Origin of the sequence: Dictyobacter aurantiacus (assembly GCF_003967515.1) — a bacterium.
Taxonomy (GTDB): domain Bacteria; phylum Chloroflexota; class Ktedonobacteria; order Ktedonobacterales; family Ktedonobacteraceae; genus Dictyobacter; species Dictyobacter aurantiacus.
In genome coordinates this window covers 2,149,851-2,171,808 of sequence record NZ_BIFQ01000002.1, presented here as the reverse complement: position 1 = coordinate 2,171,808, position 21,958 = coordinate 2,149,851, and the positions used below count along the sequence as shown (strand labels likewise).

Here is a 21,958-nt window from a genome sequence, read left to right as displayed (position 1 = left end):
TGCATTGAATAATGATTTGATGCAATAAATCATTAATTCCTCTCCCAACCCATTATAATGATGTAAAGAAATTGGGGCCTTAAATGTATAGGAAAAATAAAATCTGTAACTTTAAGGCAATAAATATTTTTAATGCGAAAAATAATTTAAAGAAATAGATATGTAAGGAGTGCGGCAGCTATACATCTAGCGCGAGGAATACGTTACAGTATAGTAAACATCATACCAAGCGAGGAGGAATTGTATGGATCCTAATACTACACCCCGCCGCATTGCGATTGTAACGGGTGCCAGTCGTGCCCGTGGTATCGGAGCTGCCGTCTGCAAAGCGCTAGCAGCCGAAGGTATCGATATCTTTTTTACTTATTGGGCAGCGTTTGATCGCGCCACCTACGGCGCCGAAGAAGAGCCGCAGGCACTGCAACAGGCCATCTGGAAAGCAGGGGTACGTTGTGTAAATCTGGAGATTGATCAAGGGCGGCCACAGGCTGCCAGAGAGATTATGGATACCGTTGAGGAACAACTCGGCTCACCAACCATACTGGTCAATAACGCCGCGTATTCAGCCCGTGGTGGTTATGAAACCATTGATGCTGAAACCATTGATGCTCACTATGCTGTTAATATCCGTGGCACGCTGCTGCTTAGTGCCGAATTCGCCCGGCGCTTTCAGAGTACATCAGATGGGCATATCGTCAACCTGATTTCGGGGCAAGCTCAGCCTATGCCAGAAGAACTGGCATATGGAGCCAGTAAGGGAGCCATTGAAGCCTTCACTATTTCACTGGCGGCGGCCCTGGCTTCGAAACGTATTACCGTCAACGCCATCGATCCAGGACCCACGGACACTGGTTGGATGACTGAAGAGATCAAGCAGCAACTCACCAGAATCTCACCACAGGGACGAGTCGGCCAGCCAGAAGATGCCGCCCGGCTGATCACATTTTTGACCAGTCCAAACGCCAACTGGATTACCGGGCAGGTCATTCATTCACGTGGGGGCATGTAGAACATGCGGCAAGCCGTTTCCCAGGTGTTGGAAGACGGCCTGCCACATTAAAAGGACCCGGCAGAACAACCGCTAGCTATCCCAGGCATTCCCCAGTCGGGTCAGCCGTTCGCGATATTCAATACGCTGCTGCCAATCTGCTGGCCAGGTAGACATTCCCAGATAAGCACCAACAAATGCACCAGTCAGACAGGCAATTGAGTCGGAGTCACCAGAGCTGACGGCGGCACGCTGAATAGCTGAAACAGGATCTTCAGGGTACAGCAAGAAACAGTATAGACCTGTCGTCAGAGCTTCTTCAGCTATCCAACCAGCCCCGGTAATCTGACAGGGATCGCTTTCACGATCCGGATGCTGCATCGCCTGGCGTAAGCGCTCCAGCACCGCCAGGCATTCATCCCAGCCGCCCTCGATAAAGCTCTCTGGAGACTGCGTCGCCTGGCGGCGCCAGAGTGGGCCTAGCCAGTCGGCATGGTATATGGAGCGCTGACTATTGGCATACTCGATCAGGCGCTCAGGTAAGGTAGATGGATCAGCGCCCGCGACCAACTCAGCAATCGCACAGGCCGTGAGGTCAGCAGCAGCCAGACCCGTAGGATGACCATGCGTTAGCGCCGCCTGAAACTGCGCGATGGCGGCACGTTCGCTGGCCGTCACCCCACTATTGGTAGTGGTCAACAACCCGACCGGCGCCACCCGCATATTGGCCCCACATCCCTTAGATCCGCTAATGGTAGCCTTATACCAGGGCAAACCGCAGGCCAGGTAGTCACAGGCTTGCCTGCAGGTCATGCCAGGGGCACGATTGTTGTCAGGACTTTCATTCCAGGCCACAAAGGCATCGCGCAAGGGATCTTCCAATGTCTTAGCCGTATAAGGCCGCGCAGCCGCCAGCAAAGCTTCCCCCACCGCCAGCGTCATCTGGGTATCGTCGGTCACGCGCACAGGCGTATCCTGCGCCAACTCGCGCGGTCCAGCAGGAGGATAACGTTGAAGGATTTCATTAACAGAGAGAAATTCGGTATCCGCGCCCAACGCATCTCCATAAGCGGCCCCAAACAGGCAGCCAGACGCGAGCTTCATACGGGGGCTTCTATCGTTAGTATTTTGCATATATGTACGACTCTCTTAAATTTAAAAATATAGCAAAGATGATAGAACAGTTTTACTATACCATACTTTGAAGCTTCTGCTTCTCAACATGACGCCTACGGTGCTCATTGAGTTTTTAGTATTGGTGTGACACAGTCAGGGGGTGCGAATGCACCCCCTGACTGTGTCACACCAATACTAAAAACGGGGCGGCCGCGCATGCGGACGCCTGTGCGGGAGCGCATTGTTCCCCTCAAGATTGAAAAGGTAGCACACATAGTAGTCACAATATACATAACGCGCCAGAGTTTTATTCTTAAATTCTGTAATTGCAATCCGATAAGAATCGTGTATAGTAGGGATAGAGGTTGACCCATCTTTGAGTAACTCACCTATGTAGTGTGAAAAGTACATGAGGAGAACCTGTTTGCAGCTCAGAATTTACTTTAATCCAGCCGAACTCACCTTTATTGAACCATCCGAAGAAGATATCTATATCGTCATCGATGTTATGCGTGCCACAACAACTATGACCGTGATGTTTGAGCAAGGCGCCAGGCAGGTACTGGCAGCCCAGACCCTCGAACAAGCATTGGAGGCGGGCCGCAAAGTGCCCGGACGTATCTTATGCGGTGAGCGCCATACACAGACACCACCCGGCTTCGACTGCGGGAACTCGCCCGCCCAGTTCGCCACGATGGACCTTAGCAATCGCGAACTGGTGCTTACTACCAGCAATGGCACACGCGCCCTCTTTGCCTGCCCCGAGAAAAGTACCCGCCTGGCGGGTTGTTTTTATAATGGGACCGCCGTAACAGGTAAAGCGCTCGAACTGGCACACGAGCGTCAGAGCAACATCGTGATCCTGTGCGCCGCCGAATACGGCTATTTCGCGCTAGAAGATGCCGCCTGTGCCGGTTACCTGGCGCAGGAGATCCTGCGTCAGAAGCCTGAAATACAGATTCATGACAGTACCCATGGCGCGATTACCCTGTATGAGAACTACCCTCCTGCAATCCTGCTCGAAAAAGCGCAATCCTCCCTCGATCTCACCGCCACCGGTCAACAGAAAGATCTGGAATATTGCCTCGCCAGGAACAAGAGTGCCTGCGTACCCATGGTTACTGGCATAGAAAACGCCACAGGACTCCTGCAGCTTGCCTATCCCGCATCCCAACTGATTGAAATTTAAGCCGCACCACGGTCCCTACACATAGCAGAACCAGACTACAACGATGTACATTGTGTGGGTTCCACAGCAGAGCATAGTGATCAGCTACATGAAGGCGAACAGACTGAAGTTCACCACGCCGGGGCGTGTTTTTAAACAAAGATATGATATACTGCTCTCAATAAAATGCAATTGCAGTAACCTGCTTATTTACCTTTTGAGATTACATTGATCCTAAGAATCAACCAGACGTTGGGATATCAGCATTTGTTCCATTGCTAAGAAAGCGTTAGATCAACAATGCAAAGACACAATCCATTTCTAGAACGATTACGCAATGGTCCACTATTATGCGATGGCGGAATGGGGACAGAGCTCTATGCGCGTGGGATTTCGTATGAGCGGTGCTTTGAGCATCTCAATATTACCGATCCAGAGCTCATCAAATCTATTCACCTGGATTATGTGGCCGCTGGCGCCCAGATCATCGAAACAAATACCTTCGGGGCCAATCGTTATCGGCTCGCGGAACATGGCCTGGAAAACCGGGTTGTCGAGATCAATCGCGCAGGTGCGAAAATAGCACGCGAAGTACGTGAATTGAGCGAGCAGCCTATCTTTCTAGCCGGCGATATTGGCCCCCTGGGTAGCCCTCTGGCCCCCATTGGCACTATCCAACCGGCCGACGCGCGTGCGGCATTCGTTGAGCAGACCGAAGCCCTGCTGCAAAGCGGCGTGGATCTGCTGATTATCGAAACGATGTCAGACCTGGCCGAGATGCGCGAAGCCTTGATGGCTGTGCGCAGCGTGACCGATCTCCCGGTCGTGGCGTTGATGACGTTTGGTGAAGATGGCACGATTGTCAGCGGTGAAGATGCCCATACGGTGGCTACCACCTTGCGTGACCTGGGCGCTAATATCTTTGGCGTCAACTGCGCTCTGGGTCCCGCCAGCATGTTCGATGTGGCTAAAAGCATGTGCGGCTATAGTACAGATGATTTCTTTGTGGCCGTACAGCCTAACGCGGGTCTGCCCAGGCGAGTCGGAAATCGCTTTATCTATGTGGCCACGCCTGAGTATTTCGCCGAGTATACACGACGCTTCCTTGGTATTGGTGTGCGCATGATCGGAGGCTGCTGCGGCACGACGCCCAGGCATATCGCCGCCATGCATGAGGTCTTAAATGAACTGGCACCCACGATCGCGCCCGAGGACGATACCCAATCGTCCACCACTACATTAGAAGCCCTGCGCGAACGCATGCAGGAAAACGCGGCTCAGGGTCAGGAAGAGCAACCGGTCACCCAACTGGCCGCGCGTCTACAGGAAGGTCGTTTCGTCATCAGCGTCGAGATGAGCCCGCCCAGAAGCGTAAAGTTCACACGCTTCCTGCAGAATGCCACCTTTATCTGCGAGAACGGGGCCGATACCATCAATATTACCGACAATGCCATGGCGCGCGTCAGGATGAACAACGTGGCGGCCGCCCGCCTGATTCAGCAAAATGTGGGCATCGAGACCATCGTCCACTTCACGCCGCGCGATCGCAACCTGATGGCGGTGCAGAGCGATGTGATCGGTGCCCACGCCACCGACATTCGCAATATCCTGGCCGTCACCGGTGATCCCCCCAGCCACGGTGACTTTCCCAACTCTACCGGTATCTGGGATGTCGATAGCATCGGGCTTATATCGATATTGAATAACTTAAATAAGGGACTCGATGGCAATCGCCGCAAACTGGCCGCCTCTTCATCCTTCTTTATTGGCTGCGCCGCTAATCCGGCCGCCACCGACCTGGACCTGGAGCTTGAGCGCCTGCAGCGCAAGATAGCCGGCGGGGCACAATATATTATGACGCAACCCGTCTTTGACGCGGGCGCCTTCTTGCACTTCATCAACAGATACAAAGATCAGTACGGCGAGATTCCGATACCACTGCTGGTCGGCCTGCAGCCCCTGCATTCGTATCAACAGGCTGAAAAGTTCCATAATGAAGTGCCCGGCATCGTCATTCCAGAAGAGGTGCGCCATCGCTTGCGCCAGGCCGGTGATGCTGGTGGGGCGGTAGGCATAGAGATCATCAAAGAGCTGTTTGATAAGCTTTATCCCCTGGTTCAGGGTGCGTATATCATGCCACTGGACCGCTTTGAATTAGTGGGCGAACTCATCCCTTACATCCGCCAGCAGACCACGAAGGCGTAAAAGAAATAGAGTGTGTAGAAATAAACGAGAATATTTCTACACACTCTAAGAAAAGCTATTCGCCACGCAACTTGCTATAGATCACTATGTCATGCCACTCCCCCCCACGCCATTGGGCCTTACGCACTATAACTTCGCGGGTAAAGCCAGCTCTGGTCAGCGCCCGCTGTTCCGCGATATTGGTCACATCGGTAGCAGCCTCAACGCGCATAATCGGGTAGGTCTTGAAGAGGTAGTCAGCCAGCAACTTTTGTGCTTCCGATCCATAACCTTTCCCGCGCTGCACAGAAGCCAGATTGATACCTAAAGCATAGTGTATGCTCCCCTCATTAGGACCATAACGAGCAGTACGATAGCTAATAGTGCCCGCCAGTTCGCCTGTAAGCGTCTCAATAGCCAGCATGCCACGGCTTGATTCCAGGCAGCCATTGGCCTCAAACCTACCTTGTAGATGCTTATCGCGAGTCAAACCAAAATTGTTATATTCCCCCTCATAGGCCGGATCATTAGCCCAGCTATGCAATGTGTCTATATCAGCAGCCTGCAGTGGTCGCAGGCGTATTCTTTCACCCTGTATCATTCAACATCGTCCTTGATTCAAACTACATCACATACGTCGATTAACTACTCACCGCGAATCTTGCTATAGAGCACCATGTCATGCCAGTCTCCACTACGCCACTGCGCCTTGCGCAACACACCTTCACGGGTAAAACCCGCTTTTTCCAGGGTGCGCTGCTCCGCTATATTGGTAATGTCCGTGGTAGCCTCAACGCGCATGATTGGATACGTTTTGAAGAGGTAGTCAGCCAGCAGTTTTTGCGCCTCTGATCCGTAGCCTTTCCCTCGTTGCTCAGGCGCCAGGCTGATGCCGATATTATAGGCGGTACTGGCTTCGGGCCCATACCGCTGTGGATGATAGCTGACCGTACCCAGAAATTGATCATCAGAGGTGGTAACAACCAGATTGCCAAATCGCGCGTTTAACAGGCCATCTTCTTCAAATGCCGCTAAGAGATGCCGATCGCGCTTCAAGCCGAAGTTATTGTACTCACCCTCAAACTCTGGATCATTGGCATACGTATGTAGAAAATCCAGATCCGAGCGCCGCAAGGGGCGCAGGCATACTTTTTCACCACGTATCATTTTTTACCCCGTCCTTTATAGCCATAGATACGTTCATCATAAAACAGTATAAGCGTTATGTCTATATAGCGGTGTGTTCAGTGATGATCTTGATAATACTGGTAGGCCAGCTGAATGTGATGATGGTTTTGACGGTAGGCCTGCAGAGCTTGCGAACTGGCTACCGGCACTAGAGATCCATCCACTAAAGCCAGATGGGTCAATGCATCGGATGGCCAGTAGAGACGATAGCCATCACCAAAGTAGTTGGTGACATAGCCATCCACTGTCGGTTCAAGCAAGAAGAATTCTAGCTTGACCTGGTGATAGAGCATGGCACGCTTGTGATGAAAGCGTTTTTCGGCGATCTCGATGATATTGTTGGTTTCACGCAACCAGCGATCCACAGCCTGAAAATCAGCGGCGGGGTAGAGCAGATCAATATCAGCATGGGTACGCGGTGCACTGAGTTGCCAGAGCTCTTCAGCCCAGCCACCAAAGAGGTATGTGGAGATACCAACAGCCTTCAACTGGTGTATCACTTCACGGACAAATTCCCATGTATTGCGAGCAGCACTCATAGTCAACAAATCCCTTTTACTGCTATAATTACTTACTATCAATGAGCTTGTTTTACTAGAAGGGACCATCCCCTACACCGCCGTAGCCCTCACCCTTTTAGTCGAATGCATTGATTGTTCGCTTGATCAGTAAGGATCTTAACAAATCACAATTACATTAAAAACATCATTCTGCTAAAATCGATATCATGATCGATCTGTTAGAATGGAAGGAGTTCCATCAATGTCACAACCTTCAAATCAGATTGACTTCGACAAGAATCCACCCATGCCCATCAGTGAATATGAGCAAACAGTCAAGAGCGTGAATATCGGCTATGATCTCACATTCCAATTAACTGAATGCTTTCTACAGGCCCTCGATAAGTCCGATTTGCGCATCCTGGTGATTGGAGCCGGAGGCGGAGCGGAGATCGAGCGCTTCCTTCCGCAACATCCAGGGTGGAAGATCACTGGTGTCGATCCTTCACAACAGATGTTAGAGCAAGCGCAAGCCAGGGTGACTGGCTTCCATCTGGAAGATCGCGTGGCCCTCGTGCATGGCACCATTGAACAACTACAGTCCGAAACGCGGTTCGACGCCGCAACCTGCCTCTATGTGCTTCACTTCCTCCCAGATGCTGAAAAATTGGATTTATTGCGCAATATCAGGGATCGCTTACAGCCGGGAGCGCCATTGTACCTCATCAGTGCCGTGCGCCCAACCACGGCGGAAATCAACACGACGAATTCAACGCTAAGCGCAGATTTCACTGGCGCCTGGCGGCACTATGGCGAATCGATGGGCATGCCAGCAGAGCGTATGGCGGGCATCGTTGCACGGCTAACAGAGCAGATGTCACAATCACAGGCAGCCACAGCTGACAGGGTGCAGGAGCTTATACACGAAGCTGGCTTCACCCAGGTGGCGCCGTTCTACTCGATGCTGGGGAGTGTCTATGGGTGGGTAGCGCGCTAAATGTTGCTATCCACGACTCACTGCCCATCCAGGTAACAACGTGCTGTGCTATGAGGAGGTCTCAACGTGAATTCCAACGCGCTCCAGCAACTGGCGGCACAGCTCAGCGCGGTACTTTATAGGCAGGCGCCTGGTCGTATGTGAGTCCGAGCCCGCGCTCTGCAACAGCCGATGTTGCTGGGCGTAGGCTAGATACATGGAGGTCTGCTCATCCGTGTGCAGAGGATAGTAGACCTCCAGGCCATCCAGATCTACGTCCTGACGGAGCTGATCCAGCATAGCTTCGCTATAACGTGTAATATCTTCACGTCCAGGATGAGCCAGGATACAGATCGCTCCGGCGTGGTGCGCGGCCTCGATAACGTCTTTGATATCATTGGCGAACTCCAGCAGACCAGCGTCGCCCAGAATCTTCCACAGCGTTATATTATTGGGCGCGTAGCGATGTTCAATTAACAGTGCGGCCACGTCACTAAAACGCGTAACCTGTCCTGAACTGGCACGTAATACGCTCTGCTGCCGGGGAAACTGATAGCCTTTGCGCACTAAATTTTCATAGACGGAACGCACATTCTCCTGCTGCGCCTGCACCAGTGTATCTCCCAGCGCCTTTAGCTCATCATGTTGAGAACCAAAGCCGTAACACAGGATATCTGTAGGATACTCACGCCATCTGGTCGTCATCTCAACGGCAGCGAGCATCGGCAAACCCTTTTGTCTTGCCAGTTGTTGCAGCGCCAGTGATGCATCAACACGATCGTGATCGGTCACTGCCACCAGCGCGAACTGCTCGCTCAACAGGTAATCAATTAACTGCTCCGGGGTCCACTGCCCATCGCTATAGGTCGTATGCATCTGCAGATCGATAGCGGCATCCGCCGATAGCACCAGTTGGGAGGTTAAAGGGTTCACAGGCGCATCCTTTCAAGCAAAAATCTATCCGTATCACATTCTATTGAAAAATTGAACAGCGCTCATCGGTAAGTAGAGATACCACTCTCAAAAGCCTGCTGGTCGTCGTTTTCGAGACCGAACAACGCTTCGAGTAGCGCGAACGTTCCCTGGTAAAAAACGATACGCCCCCAAAAATGAGAGATAGCGGGATACACATCAGTACAGCAAAGCACGAAAGGTTCGCCATAACAGGCAAGTAAGCCCGCAAAATCATAGGCTGGATCACCAAGGCCCATGCCACCAAAATCGATCACACCACTAATCTCCTGCTGTTCGCTGGAATACAAGATGTTGCTGCTCCCGAAATCGCCATGTTTGAGCACCGGCGTGTAAGCAAAGTTGGCGGGATCAGCCAGAAAACGCTCAAAATGATCGCGCGTCTGCTCACGCGCCTCGGGGCGCATCCAAGGGAAACAGCGTTCACGCATCCGTGTGTATATATCCAGACACTCGGCGTGTGTGTTGGAGAGCGGCAAGGCATCAGTTGGTAACAGCGACAGGGGGATAGCATGTAGCTGCTTCAGAAAAAGGGCTAACTGCCCTGCCAGACGCTTCATCGTTCCCTCATCGGTAATAGCCTGGAAGGTCTGGCGCCACAGTGGCTGACCAGCCAGCATTCGATAGCCCACAAACGCCTCTCCGATCGTTTGGGACGCAAGATTATCGAACAGGATGTGCGGAATCGGCAAAGTGACCTTATCCTCTAGCAACCGCAGGATCGCTACCTCAGTCTCCAATTGCCGCAGACCAGCGCGGTACTTTGGAAAACGAAAAATGAAATCGTCGTTCACTATGAGCACATCGTTATTCTGTCCATGCTGCACAAATTTCATACTATTTATCGATATGTCAGGATAACATTGAGAGATGTGTTGTAGATACTGATTCTGTACGCTCATAACACCTCGTAACCTATTGCTGTTTTTTCGTTAAGGTCCACTGATGATAAAACATGGAGCATAAAAAAGAAAGGGGCTGAAAGGGAGTCCTTTTTCAGCCGCCTTACCCAAAAAACGCCACGGAGATCAGAATTCATCATGTATTAGCGATCAGTAATAATAGTATTAATTTAATTATACATTCATATCTTATTATATATATTTATAAATATAAGATCGCTTAAACATCCCATGCCCTAAATATTTGCTACCCTATCGTTTCATAAAAAAACACATGAGAAGGAGATGGGAACAATGGACAGCACTGATGATGTTCTCTTAGAAATAGTGGCGGACAACGCTCCTTATACCGCGAGCTGGCTGGCGGCATTTCAATATTTTTTGCCGGTTATTCCTATGGTAGCCGCGTTTCTGAGTGCGATTACCTTTATCATTGCGTGGGCACAAAGCCAGGCGCAACCAGTTTCCTGGATCGGGATATTCTTCCCATTTACCGCTGGCACCCTGGGAGCTTGCGCGCTATGGGCCATACTGGCAACCATCTTTCGGCGCTTCACAGCGGTTGATCTCGCCAACGCCAGCAGTTATAACGCGCTGTGCAAACGCCTCAACTACCTGGACTATTATATTGCTACCACCTTTCCAGATGGTAAAGTACTACAAGAAACGTATACCATGCTTAACCGGCTCAAAAAGTTTCCAGACCATAAACAAGGGCTCTCTCTTCCTGCATCAGAAGCCAATCAATCAGGGACGGATCTAGATCCAACGCCGGGCAGCAAAGGTAAGCAGCCAGCACATCCGCAGCCATTGATCTTATCCTACCGGAACGCGATCTACGCTGCACTGATGGAACAGACGCCGAACTGGATCAGCGGCGCTGGCTATATCAAACTATGGAACCTCATGAACCAGGCAGAAGAATTACTCATCACGCTTGAACCGGTCGAGAAGGTTCTGCAAGATGCGGTCTATGACGATATGCGCCTGCGCCAGTCAAATATCGCCAATAGCACCGAGTGGAAACACAAACTACAGATGGCGCTGCTGGCCGTCACAGCGGGGGCGGCCCCTTATCTCAATCCTGGTGTGCCTTCGCCCGCCAATAACACTACCGACACCGGAGGAAACAGGAGCACCTTGCTAGCAACACCACATCCACCTACTAATGCGGGCACAGGACAACCCGTTCTCCCTCCTCCCTCTCTGAGTCGGGATCAAGAATCGTCCAATGGCATTCCACAACCAGATAACGGACAGAACACACAGTCCCAGGCACGAGCTATACTTCAGCTCATTCGCGAAATGATCAATAGCTTTAATACAAACAATTGGAACGGCCTGATTACGGCGCGTAACCGGCTGCTGAGTACCATGCTGCTGGTAGGGCTAACCACATATATCGCCACACAGATGACTATTATCATCCGCATCAAACCTCAGCATCTCATAGGGATCATCATCTTCGGTCTGATCGGCGCCCTGGTGGGACTCTTTGGCCGCCTGTATCAGGAAGCACAGGCAGAAAACGATATAGATGATTATGGCCTGGGGTCGGCACGTTTAATTGTAGTGCCGTTGCTCTCGGGCCTGGCTTCCATCATCGGTGTTTTAATTGTCGCTAAAGTCGCTAGCTTTGACGATCTCTATAACATCAAGAGCATCCTCAGCAATTTTGTGGTGGCCGCCACCTTTGGGCTGACACCCAATCTGGTCGTCAACCAGTTGCAAAAGAGATCAGATCAGTATACGGGCAACCTCAAAAGCACACAGCCAACCAGCAGTCAATAAAACTCTATGCGCGCTAAGATTAGAGATTATCGCGACGGGAGCGGGCTCTGGCCAGTTGAGCAGGGCTGACGTTGGTTTCCGCCAGGCGCGCTCCCATCAAATCGGCTTTGCTCAGGTCTGCCCCTTCCAGATTAGCACCGCTGAGGTCTGCACCCCGTAGATCGCATTCAGCTAAACAGGCATTCCTCAGATCGGCACCACCCAGGTCAACCTCCGCCAGGTTGGCGCCACGAAGATTAGCGCCCACCAGTTGGGCGCTGTTCAGGCTCCCATTGTTGAAATCAACACCAGACAGGTTGGCACCATTAAAGTTAAAGTAGGAGAGGTCGAACTCGCCAAAATGAGCTCCGCTCACATCCTGGTCCGATAGATCCAGTACGGCATCGCTATGCTCACGACGCCACGTATTCCACTGCCGTGGACGACTGGTTCGCATCAAGTCAATCAAGTCAAACTTATCCATTACAGGCCTCCTTGATCCGATCGCTGCCTTTATATGTCTACTCTACATACAACCACAATTTATAATAGCCGCGACCCAAAATAAACCTCTACATTTATTGTAACCGCCACGCTGCTACTCCGCCAGACTGATCATTGAGGAAAATGTAGTATAGTGAGAGGGGCCCGAGACGGGTGAGGATGCCAGAGGAGCAGGCCAGACAACTATTACCTGAACAGGGAGTACATATATTATGCAAAGGGCGCGCTTACGCGATTTGGGGATTAACATCGGCAATCTGCCGACGGGCCAGTATAATGCCATCACAGATGTGCCGGGGGTGTTAGTCGGCCATGAAACACTGATTTCTGATGAGGGCCACGTAGCTCGTACCGGCGTCACGGTGGTTGTACCGCGCCATGGAGATATCTGGAGCAACCATGCTTTCGCGGGCACCTTCAATTTTAATGGCTGTGGCGAGATGACCGGGCAGGCCTGGATTGCTGAATCGGGGGTCATCCATACACCGATCGCCATCACCAATACAAACTCCGTGGGTGTAGTGCGGGATGCCCTGTGCGCCTATCCACTGGAGATGGCCGAGAAGTGGCAGACGCCGCCCTCAATTGCCGCCTCCTGGTCAGGCTCACTACCGGTGGTGGCCGAGACCTGGGATGGCTGGCTCAATGATATTGGGGCCTTTCACGTCACCAAAGAGCATACCTTTCAGGCACTGGAGAAGGCCAGCGGTGGCCGGGTCGCGGAAGGAAATGTAGGAGGAGGCACAGGAATGATCTGCCATGAGTTTAAAGGTGGCATCGGAACCTCCTCGCGCCTCGTCACCTGCGTTGGTGAGCAGTACACTGTCGGAGTCCTGGTGCAGAGCAATTATGGGAGCCGCAATCTGTTGCGCGTAGATGGCGTTCCCGTTGGACGCGAGCTCGATTACAGCAAGGTGCCCGATCCCTGGACCGTGCCTCCCAAGGGCGGCTCGATCATCGTCGTGGTAGCTACCGATGCCCCATTGCTACCTGTACAGTGCGCGCGCCTGGCCAGAAGGGCCACTGTCGGCCTATCCCGGGTTGGTGGAGTAGGGCACAATGGGAGCGGCGACCTCTTCCTGGCCTTCGCCACCGGGAACGACGTTCCCATAGGCGCGCAGGCTCCATTGAGCGTGAAGATGCTGCCCCACGATCAGCTCGATCCCTTCTTTGAGGCCGTGGCCGAAGCCACCGAGGAAGCGATCCTGAATGCTCTGACAGCCGCTGACACCATGACTGGCTGGCAGGGTCGAACCGTCTATGCGCTCCCGCTCGATGAGTTGCAGCGTATCATGGCGGCGTATCGCGCCCCATAAAAAAAGGATACAGATATATGTTTGATCTGTATCCTTTGAGGTTACCTATGACTGGAAACCGAAACGGACGTTGCTCAGGCCACGCCCGAGCCTGGCATGTGGGAAGCTGGATACACCCGGGAACGTGATTGAAAGTAGCGTACCAGAAACAACACGCCAAAGATGATCGCATAGAAACCGATGAGCCAGATCACGGCGAGCAGACCAAGCCGCGGTTGAATGGCGATCCAGATGCCGAAAATGATCGAGGCAAGACCTGCCAGCGCCAGCCACCAATCCGTTCCCACATTCAGCTGGGATGAAAAAGCCGCCACCACTTCTGCTATGCCGGTGATAACCGCCCAGGCCGCAATCACGTAGACAAATGCCAGCGCAGTAAGCCCCGGCCAGACAAAGGCAATGATACCAGCCAGGATGCTGACGATGCCCTCTAGCAATAACAATCCCCAGTTGTGCAACGAGCGGCCACGTATGGCGGAGAAAACGTTGGCGATGCCGTCAACAATCGCGTACGCGCCAAACAGGACCACCAGCAGGAGCAGTGTCTTTCCAGGCCAGCCGAGCGCCAGGATGCCAAAGAGAATGGCAATAACACCACGGAACAACAACGACCAGTGATAATCGCGTATCATGGTTTGCTGCATGATTTCTCTCCTTCATCGCTACCAAAGAACAACAATGTCAACGATTGATCTCAAATGGCCGCTTTTCACTTGATATATAACATCACTATCGCCACATTGACATCCTCCAAATGAAGTATAAATTTTTCCTGGTTTGCAGAAAAACCAGAAGAAAACCATAGTGGGAATCAAGCATTAGTCCTATGCGAGAGGCATTTGTCTACTTCAGACTAGTTTTCGCGTCAATATAATAAAGAGCATGTGCGAAACTAATTTCCACATTTAGTGATCCCGAATAGAATATTTGATTAGCAAGGCAAAAACACGTTTGAGACAAGCAGATAGCTATCATTAATCAGCAGAAGACACTCGGAGGGGCAGAAATGAAAGAAACATTGCAAAGTTTATGGACCCTGGAAGAGCAGCCTGAATCGTTAACTATCCTCCACAAAGGTGCGCGTTGCTATACCCGATCTCTGAAAAAAGCCTTTCATGGCCTTATCCATCCTCAATCTCACACCAGAATTGATCAATCAGCAGGCATTGCCAGAACCAGCTTACTCCATCCAGCCCAGCAGCAACGCTTAAAAAGCAAGATCTACGTGGTCGATTATTACATCGATGGTCACCAGGAAGTGGATTAGCGTCTCTCCCCTCGCCATGGCGCGGCTTCTCTCCACACCTTCGATACGTCCATATTTCAGGAGGGTCGGCCCCACGAAACTGACCCTCCACCTGAAGAGAAATACCCGGCTCAGTGCAGCCAGCGGGAACGGCATTAACATCAAGTGAGGCTAAAATCTCAGTCGAAATGCAGGCTGTAGACAGCAAAGAATCGTTTAGCCAGTCGTGATGGTTCCGTTGGCCTGGACATGAATCGTTACCGCTTTGAGCGGCTTCGTAGCGGGGCCATTGAGCACCTTGCCCATCTGCTGAGGATCAAACTGTGAATGGTGCAAGGGACAAACCAGTCTGTGGGTCAAAGCGTCATAGCTGACCAGCACCCCTTGATGGGTGCAGGCTCGATTGTAGGCGACAAGCTGACCAGTGGGTAGGTGAATCAAAATACTTTCGAGTTTGGTGTTGGGATCAATAAAGGTACGCGCGGTATTCTTAGGGGGAATCGTCGTACTAATAATGTTGTTCTTTCTGGCAACTGGAACCGGAGTCGGCTGTGCCGCTGGCTGCCCGGGCAGATGCAGGGTGCCATCCTGGAATAAATGCAACAGGGTAAAACCTCCGCCCAGTAAAACACCAGCTGTAATCACACCATTTACCGCCTGCACGACACGCCGACGACTGATTTCAGGCCGTGTTCCATCTGCTTTTGGCTGCTCCGGCGTGATGGTTTCAGGCGTATCGCGACCAACCCTGGCGCCATTGCCGGCCTGCGGCTGAGCAGGCATCGCCTGGGTATGTGAACTGGCCGGAGGAGTAGAGTATATCGGCGGCTGCTTCCTGGAAGCAACCGGTACCTCGGGGGCTGGGCCAGCGGGTGCGGCTGGCCCCATGGGAAGCGAGGTTGGTCGAGGAATGCTCTGCAGCTTAAATGTATTGCCTGGAAAAGATGATGCCACCTTCGGAACGCGACCAGACGTCATGCCTGCCATCGCCACTTTATATTCGCCGGTATCACCAGGAGGTAAGGTATCAACCAGCGCCAGGTGTACATTCATCGGCAGGGCGGTCCCTGGTGGAGCCGGGGCCGGGCGGGTCGCCTCCTCCATCACATTTAACACACGCTCAAAGGCCGTTACCAGTTTACCGGCCGACTGCAAGCGGAGCGCAGGATCGCGCTCAAGGGCGCGTTGCAGGGCAATATCCAGGGCAGCCGGCACATCTGGCGCCACCGACTGCAGGGAAGGGATACGCTCATCCACATGTTTCTGCAACACCGTAAAAGGATCAGGATCTGAAAACGGTGGATAGCCACAGAGCATTTCAAAGGCCAGGATACCCAGCGCGTAGACATCGGCGCGAGCATCAAAGGGATGGCCCAGTACTACTTCAGGGGCAATGTAGATAGGATTTGTCAGGAGGGTACCTGCCACGCTAAATAAACCAGGATACTGGTGGGCCACCTGCCCGATTCCGCGCATCTCTAACATATGGGCCAGGCCAAAACCAGCTACCATCACGCTGTAAAGACCGTCAGGCCCCCCCTGGCGCACCAGCAGAATATTCGATGACTTCAGCGTGCCGTGGATGACGTTATTGCTATGAGCATAATCTAACGCATCTGCGATCTGGAGCAACAGGGCCAGCGTTAGATCAGGGGAACAGCGCTGCTGCTGCTTTAGAAACGTAGCGACGGTCTCGCCCTCAACCAATGGAGTAATCAGGTATGGATATCCATATTGTTCACCAAAGGCATAGGTGGGCACGATATAGGGATGCTGCAAATGGCTGATCGCTGCGGCCTGCTGCATGAAACGAGCCATAAAACGTTCTCTCGCCGCTCCCTTACACTCAACGGGCAACAGAAAAACCGTCACCATCATCTCCCGCAGCTCTCCACCTTGCCGTCGAGCCAGGTATACCGCGCTCAGGCTCCCCTGCCCGATGAGCTGTGTCAGGCGATACTCACCAATATCTTTGCCGACAAGGTGTTCCACGGGTATTAGCATCTCATCCCCCTTGATATCTGCCGTCACGCGATCCAGACAAACTGGTAATCAAATAAATTGTATATACACTACGCCTATAGCGTCAATAGAACCACACCACGAATAGGACTTGTGGATATGCAATTACTTGATATGCCAGATTGCTCCAAATCCTATCAAAAAGGCTGATCTTTCCTTTTTTGCGCCTGATAGGTTGGTAGTTTTGGGCTACAAAATGCGACATTCTCGAACATTTCAAATGGCTTGCGCTATACTACCCCTACGTGTCCACCCGGTCACGGCCAAAGTATCAGGTAATATTCCCCTAACAGCATAAACTCAGGCCGTTACCATCATATTGTTACCACAGTTATGTGTATAGAAAATATATACATCTGGAGATAAAAGTTGAAACGATCGCATTTTGCGCGCGAAATTATAGAATTAATAGCGATTACCCTGCTTTTGTTCGTGGTTATTCGCTTTATTATTCACGGTTATCACATGCAGAGTACCAGCATGCAGCCAGAGGTTGGTAGTGACGCCTATGTGATGGTAAATCGAACCTCCTACATGTTTACCCGCCCCCAGCGGGGCGACGCGGTCGTCATCCATTATCCCCCCGATCCCAATACGGATATAATGGCGCGCATTATCGGTCTGCCGGGCGATGATATCAAGGCCAACGGCCCCCATATCAGCGTTAATGGCATGGTGCTCAATGAAACATACGTGCAGCATCCCTTTAATCCTGAATCAAAGGAGTGGAAGGTTCCGGCCAACTCGTACTTTGTCTTAAATGATAACCGCTCAATGACCGATGACTCACGCCGCTGGGGCTCAGTCACAAATGATATGATTGTGGGAAAAGCGATCGTGGTTTTCTGGCCGGTGAATTCCTGGCACATCATCAGTAGCCATTCAACTGTATTTAACCAGGTCAAAAATACTCCATAAAAAGTAAAAAATCTCCAGTGATTTTCTTTTGGGATGGAGAATTACACAGGTTTATACGTTGCATTTCGACTATCCTCACGCTATGATATGGAAAGTACAAATACGTTTTGAGGTCAACAAGGAAGTCGTATGCAGTTATCATCGCAATCTGGCTCAGAGCAAACAGGGGTGGGGCGATTTCTCGCCGCCTGCCAGCGTCAGCAGACAGATACAACACCGATCTGGTTTATGCGCCAGGCCGGACATTGCCTGGCTGAATATCGCACGCTTCGTGAATCCTATGACATTTTAACCATTGCTCGTACTCCAGAGCTCTGTTCGCGGGTATCTTTGATGCCGGTAGCGCAGTATGGCGTCGACGCAGCAGTGATGTATACAGATATCATCCTTCCCTTGCCCGGCATGGGTCTGCAGACCGAACTGGATCCCGCACGCGGCCCTATTATACGCAACCCGGTCCGTACGATGCAGGATGTAAACGCACTGCGTGTGCTGCCGACTGAGGAAACGACGCCTTTTGTGATGGAGGCTATCCGCATCGTCAAACAGGGACTGGCGGGGAAACAGGCGGTCATCGGCATCGCCGGTGCACCATTTACACTGGCGCTCTATATCATCGAGGGCGTGCCCACACGCGAATATAGTACCGCCCGATCTCTCATGTACCAATTCCCCGACGTCTGGCACGCATTGCTGAACACGATTACCGATGTACTGGTTCGCTATGTCCAGGCAGAGGTCCGGGCGGGTGCCGATGCCATTCAGCTCTTTGATAGCAATGTCGGAATACTGGGACCTGGCGCCTACGTTCAGTTTGTCCAGCCGTATACCCGGCGCGTCCTGGAGGCGATCCGGCAGGCGGGTGCGCAGAGCATCCACTTCGGGACCGGGAACGCCAGCCTGTTACCAGAGATGGCACGGGCCGGTGGTGATGTCATCGGCGTAGATTGGCGTGTGGACATCGATCAAGCCTGGCGGCAGATGGGGGTTGAGCATGGCATCATGGGCAATCTTGATCCTACGCTCTTGCTTGCCCCCTGGGACACCATTAACGCAGGCTGTCTAGATATCCTGCAGCGAATTCAGCGGCGGCCAGGCCATATATTCAATCTGGGACATGCTGTTCATCCGGGTACCAATCCAGATGACTTGCGCCGGATTGTCGATACGGTCCACAATTACAGGGGTCACGCCACAGAGCTCTCCCGCTAGAAATTCCCAGCGAGGGTACAGATTCCCCCGCTCGTGCATCATACAGTTAACATAAACCTGACAATACTGCCATCAACAGAGCAGATTGGAGATAATAGAGCACCACCATGAATGTAACACCATCAACGGAATCATCATCATCCGCCACCGCCATCCAGAGCCGCTTTCTACGTGCCTGCAAACGCCTCCCGGTAGATGCAACACCGGTCTGGCTCATGCGCCAGGCTGGCCGCTATATGGAAGAATACCGTGCCCTGCGCACCCAGCATCCTATCCTTGAACTTATCAAGCAGCCGGATCTGGCCGCCGAAGTAACCATGCAGCCTATTCGCGCATATAACCTGGACGCGGCCATTATCTTCGCCGATATCCTCCCACCTCTGGAAGGGATGGGCCTCAACCTGGAATTTATAAAGGGTGAAGGACCCGTCATCCATAATCCCATTCGCAGCCGCGCGGACGTTGAGGCTCTGCGCCTCCCTGATCCTACGGAGAGCCTGTGGTTTACCCTGGAAGCTATTAAGCTGGTCCGTAAACAGCTTGACCCTCGGGGTATCCCCCTGATTGGCTTTAGTGGCGCCCCTTTTACGCTGGCTTCCTATGCCATTGAAGGAGGTAGCAGCAAAAACTACTTGCACACCAAGGGCCTGATGATGAGCGACGCACCCACCTGGCATCTATTGATGGAGAAGCTAAGCGAAGTTGTCGGCAACTATCTCCTGGCCCAGGCTAAAGCGGGCGCGCAGGCGCTGCAATTCTTTGATAGCTGGGTCGGCGCCCTCAGTCCGGCCGACTATCGCGAATATATCCTGCCGCATAGCCGTCACGCCATCGACATCGCCAGGCAGGGCAATGTCCCCATTATCCATTTTGGTACCAACACCAGTGGCATGCTCAACCTGATTCAGGAGGCCGGTGGTGACGTTATCGGCGTCGACTGGCACATCGATCTGGATACCGCCTGGGACAGCCTCAAGCCCGAAACGGCAGTGCAGGGAAATCTGGACCCGGTAACGCTGCTGGCTCCCTGGCCGGAAATCGAGAAACGCACTCGAGAGATTCTCGATCGAGTTAAAGGCCGTCCGGGCCATATCTTCAACCTCGGACACGGCATCCTTCCGGGTACCCCCGTCGACAATGTACGCCACCTGATCGACTTCGTCCACGAATATACCTCTATTCAACACTAAAAATTGACATAGTGATATGCAATGGCGTGCAATGCATGCCATTGCATATCACTATGTCAAAAATCTTTTGTGCCCCTGCTCTGCGCAGTAGCCCATTTTATGGTGGGGTGCGCAAATGCGCACTTCACCACTACAAAAAACAGTCATTTGAAGCAATCAATATACATTGAGATGCTTCAAAGCACAATTGTTGTCGTTAGGGTATTGTTTTGGTATATTGTGATGTATGATATACACAAGGAAGAGTTTCTATCTCGCACAAGGAGATGGCACAATTGAAAATTAGTCATAAATCCGCAATTATCCTCATCGCATCCGTTTTGTCCCTGGTGGCAATTGTCGTGCTGGCTATGTATCTACTTGGCATCAAACCCTCTTCAGAAACGGCCTCCAGCCATCCCTTTGTCACCCCCCGGGCTTCAGCACCGGGCAAGCCGGAGCTCATAAAGCTGGAGCAGGTTACTGATCAGGCCTTTGGTGATGAAGACACATACGTTCCCAATAGCTGGGGTGCGCATAAAGATCGCATTATCCGTACATCCAGGGGTGACCTTTTCACAACCTATATTTCACAGGGAGATGATCTCAACGATCGTGAATGGCACCTGATGCATAAAGCTCCAGACAAAGGCTGGCAGGAGATCCAATCTGGAAATGCGGGCGCCGAGCCAATCAATATTGTCCTGGGCAAAAACGATAGCATCCATCTGTTCGCCTGGCCTCAAACGCAGGGAAAATTACAGCATATCTACTCAACCGATAATGGAGCAACCTTCAAGAACGAATGGATCGCAGGAAAATGGCAAACGGGCAATGAACAGGGCTATAGTAGCGTAGGCGTCAACGATCGCGGTGACATAGTTATTGATCAGACTGGACCCGATAAACCCGGCATCTTTAACTGGGCCTATTTCAATGCTGACACAAACAAATGGACCTTCCATAGCAATACGCTGGATTTCCGCTATACCTATGCTTTTCTCTTTCCCGGTTATAATAATGATCTCTCTTTTGTAGCCACCCGCGATGTACAGCGCCATTATCTTAATCTTCCCCAGCCCGCGAATATGTCGAGTACCCCCTGGATATTTAATGAAGTGAAATATTTCCATATCGATGACATTACAGCCAGCCAGCCAAAGCTTACTCCGCTCTTGATTAAAGAGGTTAAACCACAGGATCCCAATAATGCCGAGGATCATGACCTGGTCTATGTGACGGATAGCTATGTCGATACAGCGGGACGCATGCACATCCTCTATCTCAATGAATACGAGGGTCTCCACCAGGCCATTGTTGAGGACGGCAAAATTATTAAGGATGTGGCCATGCCCAATGTTGATTTCGGGCAAAAAGTACGCATCACCCAGGATACGCAGGGGCACTTTTATCTAATCTCGATGGGTGCGCAGGGCGCGACCCTGAATATCTATCCCGGCTCATCCGACGATACCGATGGCACGCAACTGGCGCCCGTGGTTAAATTCAACATCTCGCACTTTCTCGGTTGCGAGGATTACGACTTCTGCCATTCTCCTACCTTTACGGTTCCACGCAATGGGCACCAGCTTTCCGATACCATCGACGGCGTCTATGGCAATCATAATCATGAATACTACTTCCGCATCGATCTACGCGGCAATAGCACAGGGGCGGCAAAATCCATGCAGATGCCGTTTACATCGATGGTGATAGTCTATTCCGACGAGAAAAAAGAAACGACATTGCACACCCGCTAAGCGCTGGTGGTCATTAGCTCTACTGCCCGTGTCTCTATCAATAGAAA

General features: G+C 51.9%; 20 protein-coding genes. 11 read left to right on the top strand and 9 right to left on the bottom strand.

Annotated elements, in window-relative coordinates; all coding sequences use genetic code 11:
* The first annotated feature begins 244 nt into the window (after positions 1 to 244).
* Entirely contained in the window at positions 245 to 1,009 is a 765-nt protein-coding gene (locus KTT_RS33555; RefSeq protein WP_126602244.1) for an SDR family oxidoreductase, read from the top strand.
* Between the two features lie 72 nt (positions 1,010 to 1,081).
* On the opposite strand, the gene KTT_RS33550 is transcribed toward KTT_RS33555, so the two are convergent.
* Complete coding sequence (locus KTT_RS33550) at positions 1,082 to 2,092, bottom strand: ADP-ribosylglycohydrolase family protein (protein ID WP_126602242.1); 1,011 nt, start codon at positions 2,090 to 2,092, stop codon at positions 1,082 to 1,084.
* 436 nt (positions 2,093 to 2,528) lie between these two features.
* Between KTT_RS33550 and KTT_RS33545 the strand changes: the two genes are divergently transcribed.
* Together KTT_RS33545 and KTT_RS33540 are read left to right on the top strand one after the other, a co-directional pair.
* A complete protein-coding gene (locus tag KTT_RS33545; RefSeq protein ID WP_160146324.1) occupies positions 2,529 to 3,293 on the top strand; it encodes a 2-phosphosulfolactate phosphatase in 765 nt (254 codons plus the stop codon).
* A 279-nt stretch (positions 3,294 to 3,572) separates the two neighbouring features.
* Complete coding sequence (locus KTT_RS33540; protein ID WP_126602238.1) at positions 3,573 to 5,477, top strand: bifunctional homocysteine S-methyltransferase/methylenetetrahydrofolate reductase; 1,905 nt, start codon at positions 3,573 to 3,575, stop codon at positions 5,475 to 5,477.
* Between the two features lie 55 nt (positions 5,478 to 5,532).
* Here KTT_RS33540 and KTT_RS33535 read toward each other — a convergent pair whose 3' ends face one another.
* The 3 genes from KTT_RS33535 to KTT_RS33525 form a co-directional block, all read right to left on the bottom strand.
* Positions 5,533 to 6,057: a GNAT family N-acetyltransferase gene (locus KTT_RS33535; RefSeq protein WP_126602236.1), complete on the bottom strand. Its 525-nt coding sequence runs from the start codon at positions 6,055 to 6,057 to the stop codon at positions 5,533 to 5,535.
* Positions 6,058 to 6,101: 44 nt separating this feature from the next.
* A complete protein-coding gene (locus tag KTT_RS33530) occupies positions 6,102 to 6,623 on the bottom strand; it encodes a GNAT family N-acetyltransferase (protein WP_126602234.1) in 522 nt (173 codons plus the stop codon).
* 77 nt (positions 6,624 to 6,700) lie between these two features.
* Positions 6,701 to 7,183: a nucleotidyltransferase domain-containing protein gene (locus KTT_RS33525; protein ID WP_126602232.1), complete on the bottom strand. Its 483-nt coding sequence runs from the start codon at positions 7,181 to 7,183 to the stop codon at positions 6,701 to 6,703.
* 223 nt (positions 7,184 to 7,406) lie between these two features.
* Between KTT_RS33525 and KTT_RS33520 the strand changes: the two genes are divergently transcribed.
* Positions 7,407 to 8,141, top strand: coding sequence for a class I SAM-dependent methyltransferase (locus KTT_RS33520; RefSeq protein WP_160146323.1), 735 nt, complete (start codon positions 7,407 to 7,409; stop codon positions 8,139 to 8,141).
* 48 nt (positions 8,142 to 8,189) lie between these two features.
* On the opposite strand, the gene KTT_RS33515 is transcribed toward KTT_RS33520, so the two are convergent.
* Positions 8,190 to 9,053, bottom strand: a complete 864-nt coding sequence (locus KTT_RS33515; protein WP_126602228.1) for a PHP domain-containing protein — start codon at positions 9,051 to 9,053, stop codon at positions 8,190 to 8,192.
* Between the two features lie 62 nt (positions 9,054 to 9,115).
* Positions 9,116 to 9,994 (bottom strand): phosphotransferase family protein, encoded by an 879-nt coding sequence (locus KTT_RS33510; protein WP_126602226.1) that lies wholly within the window; start codon positions 9,992 to 9,994, stop codon positions 9,116 to 9,118.
* 294 nt (positions 9,995 to 10,288) lie between these two features.
* Between KTT_RS33510 and KTT_RS33505 the strand changes: the two genes are divergently transcribed.
* Complete coding sequence (locus KTT_RS33505; RefSeq protein ID WP_126602225.1) at positions 10,289 to 11,785, top strand: hypothetical protein; 1,497 nt, start codon at positions 10,289 to 10,291, stop codon at positions 11,783 to 11,785.
* 19 nt (positions 11,786 to 11,804) lie between these two features.
* Here KTT_RS33505 and KTT_RS33500 read toward each other — a convergent pair whose 3' ends face one another.
* Positions 11,805 to 12,248, bottom strand: coding sequence for a pentapeptide repeat-containing protein (locus tag KTT_RS33500; RefSeq protein ID WP_126602223.1), 444 nt, complete (start codon positions 12,246 to 12,248; stop codon positions 11,805 to 11,807).
* Between the two features lie 232 nt (positions 12,249 to 12,480).
* On the opposite strand from KTT_RS33500, the gene KTT_RS33495 reads away from it, so the two are divergent.
* Positions 12,481 to 13,584, top strand: coding sequence for a DmpA family aminopeptidase (locus KTT_RS33495; protein ID WP_126602221.1), 1,104 nt, complete (start codon positions 12,481 to 12,483; stop codon positions 13,582 to 13,584).
* A 74-nt stretch (positions 13,585 to 13,658) separates the two neighbouring features.
* Here KTT_RS33495 and KTT_RS33490 read toward each other — a convergent pair whose 3' ends face one another.
* Positions 13,659 to 14,228: an HdeD family acid-resistance protein gene (locus KTT_RS33490; protein ID WP_218031073.1), complete on the bottom strand. Its 570-nt coding sequence runs from the start codon at positions 14,226 to 14,228 to the stop codon at positions 13,659 to 13,661.
* A gap of 362 nt (positions 14,229 to 14,590) precedes the next feature.
* On the opposite strand from KTT_RS33490, the gene KTT_RS33485 reads away from it, so the two are divergent.
* A complete protein-coding gene (locus KTT_RS33485; RefSeq protein WP_126602219.1) occupies positions 14,591 to 14,851 on the top strand; it encodes a hypothetical protein in 261 nt (86 codons plus the stop codon).
* 195 nt (positions 14,852 to 15,046) lie between these two features.
* Here KTT_RS33485 and KTT_RS33480 read toward each other — a convergent pair whose 3' ends face one another.
* Positions 15,047 to 16,834 carry a protein kinase domain-containing protein gene (locus tag KTT_RS33480; RefSeq protein ID WP_126602217.1) on the bottom strand — a complete coding sequence of 596 codons (1,788 nt, stop codon included), beginning with the start codon at positions 16,832 to 16,834 and terminating at the stop codon, positions 15,047 to 15,049.
* Between the two features lie 387 nt (positions 16,835 to 17,221).
* Here KTT_RS33480 and lepB point away from each other — a divergent pair, with 387 nt between their 5' ends.
* The 4 genes from lepB (at position 17,222) to KTT_RS33460 (ending at position 21,911) form a co-directional block, all read left to right on the top strand.
* Complete coding sequence (gene lepB, locus KTT_RS33475) at positions 17,222 to 17,770, top strand: signal peptidase I (RefSeq protein WP_126602215.1); 549 nt, start codon at positions 17,222 to 17,224, stop codon at positions 17,768 to 17,770.
* Between the two features lie 129 nt (positions 17,771 to 17,899).
* Positions 17,900 to 18,982: a uroporphyrinogen decarboxylase gene (hemE, locus tag KTT_RS33470; protein ID WP_126602213.1), complete on the top strand. Its 1,083-nt coding sequence runs from the start codon at positions 17,900 to 17,902 to the stop codon at positions 18,980 to 18,982.
* Positions 18,983 to 19,134: 152 nt separating this feature from the next.
* Positions 19,135 to 20,172 carry a uroporphyrinogen decarboxylase gene (gene hemE / locus KTT_RS33465; protein ID WP_162511833.1) on the top strand — a complete coding sequence of 346 codons (1,038 nt, stop codon included), beginning with the start codon at positions 19,135 to 19,137 and terminating at the stop codon, positions 20,170 to 20,172.
* A 275-nt stretch (positions 20,173 to 20,447) separates the two neighbouring features.
* Entirely contained in the window at positions 20,448 to 21,911 is a 1,464-nt protein-coding gene (locus tag KTT_RS33460) for a hypothetical protein (protein WP_126602209.1), read from the top strand.
* Positions 21,912 to 21,958: the final 47 nt, after the last annotated feature.

Excerpts from the sequence above, each read along its gene's own strand:
- KTT_RS33555 (WP_126602244.1), top strand. The coding sequence starts at position 245 with ATGGATCCTAATACTACACCCCGCCGCATTGCGATTGTAACGGGTGCC.
- KTT_RS33550 (WP_126602242.1), bottom strand. The coding sequence starts at position 2,092 with ATGAAGCTCGCGTCTGGCTGCCTGTTTGGGGCCGCTTATGGAGATGCG.
- KTT_RS33540 (WP_126602238.1), top strand. The coding sequence starts at position 3,573 with ATGCAAAGACACAATCCATTTCTAGAACGATTACGCAATGGTCCACTA.
- KTT_RS33535 (WP_126602236.1), bottom strand. The coding sequence starts at position 6,057 with ATGATACAGGGTGAAAGAATACGCCTGCGACCACTGCAGGCTGCTGAT.
- KTT_RS33530 (WP_126602234.1), bottom strand. The coding sequence starts at position 6,623 with ATGATACGTGGTGAAAAAGTATGCCTGCGCCCCTTGCGGCGCTCGGAT.
- KTT_RS33525 (WP_126602232.1), bottom strand. The coding sequence starts at position 7,183 with ATGAGTGCTGCTCGCAATACATGGGAATTTGTCCGTGAAGTGATACAC.
- KTT_RS33520 (WP_160146323.1), top strand. The coding sequence starts at position 7,407 with ATGTCACAACCTTCAAATCAGATTGACTTCGACAAGAATCCACCCATG.
- KTT_RS33510 (WP_126602226.1), bottom strand. The coding sequence starts at position 9,994 with ATGAGCGTACAGAATCAGTATCTACAACACATCTCTCAATGTTATCCT.
- KTT_RS33505 (WP_126602225.1), top strand. The coding sequence starts at position 10,289 with ATGGACAGCACTGATGATGTTCTCTTAGAAATAGTGGCGGACAACGCT.
- KTT_RS33500 (WP_126602223.1), bottom strand. The coding sequence starts at position 12,248 with ATGGATAAGTTTGACTTGATTGACTTGATGCGAACCAGTCGTCCACGG.
- KTT_RS33495 (WP_126602221.1), top strand. The coding sequence starts at position 12,481 with ATGCAAAGGGCGCGCTTACGCGATTTGGGGATTAACATCGGCAATCTG.
- KTT_RS33490 (WP_218031073.1), bottom strand. The coding sequence starts at position 14,228 with ATGCAGCAAACCATGATACGCGATTATCACTGGTCGTTGTTGTTCCGT.
- KTT_RS33485 (WP_126602219.1), top strand. The coding sequence starts at position 14,591 with ATGAAAGAAACATTGCAAAGTTTATGGACCCTGGAAGAGCAGCCTGAA.
- KTT_RS33480 (WP_126602217.1), bottom strand. The coding sequence starts at position 16,834 with ATGCTAATACCCGTGGAACACCTTGTCGGCAAAGATATTGGTGAGTAT.
- hemE (WP_126602213.1), top strand. The coding sequence starts at position 17,900 with ATGCAGTTATCATCGCAATCTGGCTCAGAGCAAACAGGGGTGGGGCGA.